Source organism: Rothia sp. 27098_8_29, assembly GCF_041432785.1.
In the GTDB taxonomy this organism is placed as follows: Bacteria; Actinomycetota; Actinomycetes; order Actinomycetales; family Micrococcaceae; genus Rothia; species Rothia mucilaginosa.
In genome coordinates, this window is sequence record NZ_JAPWAI010000001.1 from 1,306,276 (window position 1) to 1,313,025 (window position 6,750).

The following is a 6,750-nucleotide window of genomic DNA, read 5'->3' on the forward strand; positions in this document are numbered from 1 at the left end:
TGCCACCTTTCGGCGCTTTTGCCAGCACTTTCCTCATACTTTTCTCTGCCGGTTTGCCGCCGGCTTGCCGTCAGTTTCAGCGCCCCTGCGGCACTTCTCGACCGGCTGCCAGTAGCTCTCGGGCATGCTCTCGCGCCGATTCTGATTGATCGTGCCCGGAGAGCATTCGCGCCAGTTCCACCACGCGTTCCTCTTCGGAAAGTACCTTGACCTTTGAGAGGGACGCGTCATCGTTTTTCAGCACGAGGATGTGCTGGTCCGCGAAGGCTGCAACCTGCGGCAGGTGGGTGACCACCAGAACCTGCACGTGTCGGGCGAGCATGGCGAGGCGGCGACCGATTTCGATAGCTGCCTTACCGCCCACTCCGGAGTCCACCTCGTCGAAGATGAAGGTGGGTACGGGGTCCACTTCGGCAAGCACTACCTCCAGGGCGAGCATCACGCGGGAGAGCTCACCGCCGGAGGCGCCCTTACCGAGCGGGCGCGGCACGGCGGTTCGATGCGGCGCCAGCATGAAGGTCACGGTGTCTCGGCCGTGTACCGAGAACTTTTCGGCTTCGGCAACTTCCACGACCAGGGAGGCGTTCGGCATGGCAAGAGCAGTGAGCTCTTCGCTGACGGCGTCCGCCAGTTTCTGTGCGGCGGCACGGCGCAGGGCGGTCAGCTCTTCTGCCTGGGCGCCAAGCACCTTGCGTAGCTGTACCAGCTCGGTTTCCAGGGTTTCCTGTCGCTGCGGGTCATCCACCAGGGTCTCGAGGCGTGCGCGTGATTCTTCGGCCCATTCGAGGACCTCTGCTATGTCGGCACCGTACTTGCGGGTGAGGGTCGCCAGCTGGGCGCGGCGAGTCTGCACCTGCGCCAGACGTTCGGGGCCTTCAACATCCAGGGAGGCCATGTAGGAGGACAGATCCGAGGAGATATCGGTGGCAAGAATCAACAGTTCGTTGACGCGCGCGGCGAGGGAGGCAAGTTCTTCGTCAGCGTCTGCCTGTGCCTGTAGCGCGGAGCGGCTTGCATCGAGCAGGCTCATGACGCTCTGTTCGTCGCCGGCTGAGTATTCGCTACCGCTGAGCGCTGCGGAGGCGGTTGCCGACGCAATGCGTAGCGCTTCAACGTTCATGAGCTTCACCATTTCGGCTTTGAGCTCTTCTTCTTCCCCGGCCTGCGGGTTGACGGCACTGATTTCTTCGAGGGCACCCTGCAGGGTCTGCGCTTCGAGGGCTCGTGCGCGCGAGTTTTCGCGTACTTCCTTCAGCTCTGCGGCGGCGGCGCGGTATCGTTCGTAGTTTTCGCGGTACTTCTCCAGCAGGTTGGCGAGCTCTTCACCGGCGTACAGGTCGAGGGACTGGCGCTGCTCTGCCGCTGATTTGAGGCGCAGCTGATCGGACTGGCCGTGGACTGCAACAAGAGTCTGACCAATCTGAGACAGGGTCCCGATGGGTGCGGAGCAACCGCCGACGTGGGCACGGGAGCGTCCCGAGGCGTTGACTGTGCGTGCCAGAAGCAGCTCGGAGGTCTGTTCGTCGATGTCTTCGGAGGTACCGCCGGCTTCTTCGGCAAGCTCGAGGGCGCGGTGCCCGTGGGGCAGGCGAATCACTGCTTCGGCGAGGGCGCTCTTGGCGCCGTTGCGCACGCTGGATGCGTCGGATCGGGCGCCCAGGAGCATGCCGAGGGCGGTGACGACCATGGTTTTACCTGCGCCGGTTTCACCGGTCAGCACGGAGAATCCGGGTTCGAGGGGGAGCCTCGCATCGGTGATGATGCCGAGGTCTCGAATATGGATTTCCTCAATCACGAACGTTCATTCCTTTTCATTAGTGCTTCTCGGTGTCCTGCGGGCCGCGCCAACCACGGATCGGAAGCTCAAATTTACGCACCAGTCGCTCAGAGAAGGGAGCCGGGTGGATACGGGCGAGCAGCACCGACTTTTCGGAGCGTCGCACCTCAATACGGGAGCCGGGGTCCAGCTCTACGGTTCGACGGCCATCACACCAGAGCACGCCGGAGGCGCCGTTTCCGGGCATCATTTCTACCGCCAGGGTGGAGGTTGGCGCTGCTACCAGCGGGCGCGCGAAGAGCGCGTGAGCCGAGAGCGGCACCATGAGAATTGCTTCAACTTCGGGCCAGACGACCGGGCCACCGCCGGAGAAAGCGTAGGCGGTCGAGCCGGTGGGGGTTCCCATGACCACGCCGTCGCATCCGAAGCTGCTGAGCGGGCGGCAGTCCACCTCGATAATGACCTCAATCATTTTTTCGCGGTTACCCTTTTCGACACTGGCTTCGTTCAGCGCCCAGTCGCTGTGCACGCGTTTGCCGTCGTTCCAGACTTCCACGTCGATTGCCATGCGTTCTTCAACGGTGTATTCGTTGTTGACGATGCAGCGAACGGTTTCGGTCAGGTCGCTCTCTTCGGATTCTGCGAGGAATCCGACGTGTCCCAGGTTCACACCGATGAGCGGGACGCTGGTTCGGCGTACCATTTCTGCGGCGCGAAGAATCGAACCGTCACCGCCGAGCACCACGCCGAGTTCAATATCGATGAGCGCTACAGATTCGTGGACGACCTGCACGGGGACGGGCTCGTCCCAGTTTTCGCTCAAGGTCTCCAGATCGGAGCGAGTCATGACGGGTGCGAGTCCCGCTTCGTAGAGCTGGGTGCATGCCTGTCGGGCGGCATCTCGTGCTTCTTTGCGCCCCACGTGGGCGAAGACGAGAATCTTACGGTGACGCTGCCCTACCGAGTCTTCGGAATCATGGCGCGCGCTAATTGTGGGCAACTGCGAGAGGTCAAAATCTCGCGTTACACGACTTTCCTGTTTTGCCATAACGACTCTCTCCCATCGGGTGTTGAGATGGTGTATCTACACCTATCATACCGAATATGTTCTCGAAGATTTTCTAAATAGCTATATTTTTAGAAAATTATTTCGAATAACGTACAGCTGGGGTATCTCTAAAATACCTGTAAAAATACCTGCGAATAGCGCGGCAGCCTGAGAAAGCCCCGCCTTCAACGCGTCCTGCGTTATCGAGCGGTTTTCTCAGACTGCCTTAGCACTATTTATTTTCGACACTATATTTATTTTCGGCACCAGAGGAAGTACTCTACGTTGCCATCCTGTCCGGGGAGCGGGCTGGGTTCCATACCCATCACGCGCAATCCGTGGCTGACCGCAGATGCCTGAACTTTTTCCACTGCTTCACGGCGGGCAGATTCTTCGTGCACCACTCCTCCGCGTCCGATGCGGTGCTTGCCGACCTCGAACTGCGGCTTGACCATGAGCACCAGGTCGCCGCCGGTTTCAGTGGCGTTCGCTAGGGCCTCCATGACCAGGGTCAGTGAGATGAACGAGAGGTCAGAAACCGTCAGTTCGACCTGCCCACCAATATCTTCGGGCTTCATGTAGCGAACGTTGAGCCCTTCGTACACGCCGACTCGCGGTTCTTCGCGTAGCGTGTCCACGAGCTGCCCGTGTCCTACGTCAACGGCGGCTACGTGGGCGGCTCCTCGACGAAGCAGCACGTCGGTAAAGCCTCCGGTGGATGCTCCCGCGTCCAGGCAACGTTTGCCTTCTACCTCGATTTCGGGGAACGCGTCGAGGGCACCGGCGAGCTTGTGCCCTGCGCGGCTGACGTATTCGGTCAGCTCGCTCTGGCGCACGTAGAGGGTATCCTCCGGGCCCACGAGCATGGACGCTTTGCGCGCAACTTTGCCGTTGACTTGCACGTCTCTTGCCGCGATGAGTTTTGCGGCGAGGGTTCGGGAGCTCACGAATCCGGCTTCGACCAGGTATTTATCGAGGCGCACAGTGTCCTTATCTTCTTTCTCTCGTCTGGTGACGGGTTATCTAGTACCCCCTCAGAGCATTGCTGGTCTGAGGGGGCACCTCCGCGAACTAGGAGAGGTTTTCGAGGTCCTTCTCCAGTTGCTCGCTCATCGTTTCGAGGCGCTTGACGCGCTCTACGGGGTCCATGGCGAGGGTCGCCGCGAGTTGGCGCTCGAATTCGGCGTCAAGCTCAGCGGTTTCCTCTGCCGTGCTGTTAGTCTCCGGTTCTTTAGGCACCGGGAATCCCCTGGATGTTGGGGCGTGCGCCCTGTTCGGGGTTTGCCGCCCACCATGCCGCGCAGGCTACGCGCCATGCTTCGGCTTCGCTCTCGCTACCCGCGAATGCTTCGGCATCTTCAATCTCGGGGCCGGTCAGGCTCAGGTTTTCGCCGCGGACTCGTGCCTGCCAGGTGGGGCCGGTTGCGGTGACTTCGTAGCCTTCGTAGAGCACCTCAATTTCGGGGTAGGGTGCGAAGAAGTCCTCGAGGGTGCGCAGAATATAGGTCGGACGCTGGTTCGGCACGGCCTCGATGACGTCCTGGTAGGTCTGTACGCCGGTGAGGACGAGGGCGCCGTCCATCTTTGCGTTGTTGGCGCCGAGAATGTCGGTGTCCAGGCGGTCACCCACGATGACGGGGCGGCTGGAGTTCACGGCCTTTGCTGCAGTGTGGAAGATGGGCGCTTCGGGCTTGCCCGCAACAAGCGGGGTACGGCGTGAGGCGGTTGCTACGGCAGCAACGAGAGTTCCGTTGCCGGGCGCCTGACCGCGCTCCTTGGGGATGGTCTGGTCGGTGTTGGTTGCGACCCACAGCACATCGGGATTTGCGAGGGTGTAGGCGGCTTCTGCGAGGTCTTCCCAACCCATCTTCGGGTTGAAGCCCTGGATGAGGGCTACGGGGCCTTCTGCTTCGGTACGTACGGGTTCCAGACCTGCGTCACGCACGCAGTCGGCGAGTGCTTCGGTGCCGGTGATGAGTACTTTGGAGCCTGCGGGTACGTGCTGTGCGAGCAGCGCGGCGCCTGCCTGTGCGGAGCTGACGACTCGTTCTGCTCGGGTGTGCACGCCCAGTTCACGCAGGTGCTCTGCTACGGATTCTACGGAGCGCGATGCGTTGTTGGTGACAAAGATGACCGGTACGTTGAGTTCTTCTTCGGCACGGTTGAGCGCTTCGGGTGCGCCTTCGATGGCGAAGGGACCCGCGTAGACCACGCCGTCCAGATCGGAGAGGAGGGCATCGTATCGGGATAGAAGTGCATTCGTGGTCATAGAGTGTTCCTCTCGGGGTCTCTGGCGGTTGTCGCTATTAATCGTACCTGTTAGACACTCTAGCGTTGGTGCCTTCGGGTGATTATATGGAAAACCGCTGGACGCTCTCCCCTGCTTGGGTGTGGCGTCCAGCGGTTTCACGCTGACACTTAGGTCACGTATTTAGAATTCTTAGATTCTCTGCAGTCTTATTCTGCGGAGGTTTCTTCTGCTTCTTCAGTCTTGGGCGCTTCGGTCTTCTCGTCCTCAGCTACTTCCTCTTCTGCGGTTTCTTCAGCTTCTTCTGCGGTCTCAGTGAGTTCTACAGACTTCTCTTCCTGCTCGAAGAGGCCAGCTTCACCGAACATGTCGAAGATTTCGGGTTCTGCGAAATTGCCCTGGCCCAGTGCTGCTTCTGCCATGAATGCGAGGCGTGCCCAGCGTTCTGCTTCCTGGTTACGGCCTGCGTTAGCCAGCGCGTCGGAGTATGCGCTGAACAGGCGGGGGCTGTACTCGAAGGCGCGCTTGGGGTTCAGCTGAGGAATCTGCAGTGCTACGACAGCCTCAGACTTCTTGCCCTGATCGCTAAGGATGCCGGATTCAACGATGGCGAGCTCCACGCGCACGTTGGCGGGCAGTTCTTCCTTCTTGAACTCTGCAATCATTTCCATTGCCTTGGGCAGACGGCCGAGCGCACGTTCGCAGTCCACCAGCAGTGCCAGGTGGTCTACGGAGCCGCTGATACGGCGGTGGGTGCGCAGTTCGCGCAGTGCCAGTTCGAAGTCTTCTGCCACGTATGCGGCGACGCCAACGGCTTCACGTACTGCGGCAATACGGCCTGCACTGCGGGATGCGGCAACGGCGTGTTCCAGCGCGAATTCGGGGTCGATGTCGAGGTAGCGACCAGCCATGGCGAGGTGCTTTGCGACGGTTTCTGCGTTGCGCGGTTCCAGGGCGCGCAGCTGACGGAAGGTAGCACCGTCCAGCTCGCGACCGGTGATGTCGTCGTCGATTTCCGGCGCCTTGGGCTTTGCGGGGCGGTAGCCTGCACGGCCACCGATACTGCGTACTTCTTCGCGAGGTGCTTCTGCCTCGGGACCGTTGGAGCGAGGTGCCTTGGATCGGGAGTCGGAGCGACGGCCGTCGAACTTCTTGCCTCCGCGGTCGTTACGCTTGAAACCGCCCTTGCCACCGAAGTTCTTGCCGCCCTTCTTGGAGCGGAAGTCCTTTCCTCCGCTGTTCTTGCGGGGCTGGCGGGGGCCGGAGCCGTTAGACTCGTGACGGGGGGTCTCAGACATGAATCTCCTTGGAAGGTATCCGCTCTTGGGCGGGTAGGGTATGCAGTCGATTCGGTCGAACCGCTGCCTGAGGCATCAACTCTATGAGGGGTGTTTTAGATACACCCGCTAATGCCTAAACATAAGCCATACCATTCTAGTATAGAGAGCACCTTCCGTGCACCCGTACTGATGGGATGTTAAAGACAAATGGGGAGGCCCTAGGGCCTCCCCAAACAAAAATAGCCCCGGCGAAGCCGGGGCTATTGAATAATAAAGCGGCAATAACCTACTCTCCCACACCCACAAAAGTGCAGTACCATCGGCGCGAAGAGTCTTAGCTTCTGGGTTCGGAATGGAACCAGGCGTTTCCCTCTTGCTATAATCACCGCAAACCTAC

General features: G+C 60.4%; 6 protein-coding genes and 1 rRNA gene. All 7 read right to left on the reverse strand.

Annotated elements, in window-relative coordinates; translation table 11 throughout:
• Positions 1 to 76: 76 nt before the first annotated feature.
• Positions 77 to 1,795: a DNA repair protein RecN gene (gene recN, locus O3649_RS05030; protein ID WP_371573045.1), complete on the reverse strand. Its 1,719-nt coding sequence runs from the start codon at positions 1,793 to 1,795 to the stop codon at positions 77 to 79.
• Between the two features lie 19 nt (positions 1,796 to 1,814).
• Positions 1,815 to 2,825 (reverse strand): NAD kinase, encoded by a 1,011-nt coding sequence (locus O3649_RS05035; RefSeq protein WP_083309158.1) that lies wholly within the window; start codon positions 2,823 to 2,825, stop codon positions 1,815 to 1,817.
• 254 nt (positions 2,826 to 3,079) lie between these two features.
• Positions 3,080 to 3,808: a TlyA family RNA methyltransferase gene (locus O3649_RS05040; protein ID WP_303938072.1), complete on the reverse strand. Its 729-nt coding sequence runs from the start codon at positions 3,806 to 3,808 to the stop codon at positions 3,080 to 3,082.
• Between the two features lie 88 nt (positions 3,809 to 3,896).
• The gene (locus O3649_RS05045; RefSeq protein ID WP_005506658.1) at positions 3,897 to 4,064 is read right to left on the reverse strand and encodes a hypothetical protein; all 168 of its coding nucleotides are present in this window, start codon (positions 4,062 to 4,064) and stop codon (positions 3,897 to 3,899) included.
• Entirely contained in the window at positions 4,057 to 5,094 is a 1,038-nt protein-coding gene (locus O3649_RS05050) for an HAD-IIA family hydrolase (protein WP_371573048.1), read from the reverse strand. The genes O3649_RS05045 and O3649_RS05050 overlap by 8 nt, the downstream gene beginning before the upstream one ends.
• Before the next feature lie 188 nt (positions 5,095 to 5,282).
• Positions 5,283 to 6,371, reverse strand: coding sequence for a hypothetical protein (locus O3649_RS05055; protein ID WP_371573051.1), 1,089 nt, complete (start codon positions 6,369 to 6,371; stop codon positions 5,283 to 5,285).
• Between the two features lie 255 nt (positions 6,372 to 6,626).
• Positions 6,627 to 6,743 (reverse strand): 5S ribosomal RNA (gene rrf, locus O3649_RS05060).
• Positions 6,744 to 6,750: the final 7 nt, after the last annotated feature.

Bases quoted from the DNA above. Each gene is read 5' to 3' on its own strand.
- O3649_RS05035 (WP_083309158.1), bottom strand. From the start codon at position 2,825: ATGGCAAAACAGGAAAGTCGTGTAACGCGAGATTTTGACCTCTCGCAG.
- O3649_RS05050 (WP_371573048.1), bottom strand. From the start codon at position 5,094: ATGACCACGAATGCACTTCTATCCCGATACGATGCCCTCCTCTCCGAT.
- O3649_RS05055 (WP_371573051.1), bottom strand. From the start codon at position 6,371: ATGTCTGAGACCCCCCGTCACGAGTCTAACGGCTCCGGCCCCCGCCAG.